The following is a 683-nucleotide window of genomic DNA, read 5'->3' on the forward strand; positions in this document are numbered from 1 at the left end:
GTGAATTGGTTCACCAATTGCGCGATTGGCTTGAGCAAAACTCTCAATATTGTGGTGTGGAGGTACATATCCTGCTTCAAAATGAGCACGTGCTACCCGATGGTAATCGCGAGTAATAAAGCCATAGAGAATTTCAGCAAGGAAATGCTTTTCTTTTTTACCAAGTCGTCCCGTAATTCCTAAATCGACAGCAACAATACATCCTTGTGGGTCTACAAATAAATTGCCAGGATGCATATCAGCGTGAAAAAAACCATCACGTAATGTATGACGAAGGAAAGATTGAATAAGTGTACTTGCAAGTGCTTGCAAATCAAACCCTGCTTCTTTGAGAGCAGAAATTTCGGATATTCTTATACCATCAATCCATTCCATTGTGAGAACATTACGTCCTGTTCGTTCCCAATCAATTTTTGGTACCCGAAAGCCTGTATCATGTTGAATATTTTCAGCCATTTCTGATATGGCCGCTGCTTCTAATCGCAAGTCCATTTCAATTCGTGTGGTTTGTGCCAAAGTATCAACGACACAAACAGGACGCAGACGTCGAGCAGCTGGTATATAACGTTCCTGTAAATGGGCAATAAGGTAAAAGCTTCTAAGGTCTTTTGCAAAACGCGTTCTGATATTAGGGCGAATGACCTTAACAGCACATTTTTTTTTATGGCCTACTTCATCGTAGT

Annotated in this window: 1 protein-coding gene; it reads right to left on the minus strand. The window is 40.7% G+C overall.

The annotated features are described in order from the left end of the window. Window positions 1-683 (minus strand): AarF/UbiB family protein (locus ACFINO_RS09825; RefSeq protein ID WP_375655630.1); only part of this gene is annotated, 683 nt, incomplete at both ends.

The sequence above is a fragment of the Bartonella sp. AA83SXKL genome, from assembly GCF_042196965.1.
In the GTDB taxonomy this organism is placed as follows: domain Bacteria; phylum Pseudomonadota; class Alphaproteobacteria; order Rhizobiales; family Rhizobiaceae; genus Bartonella.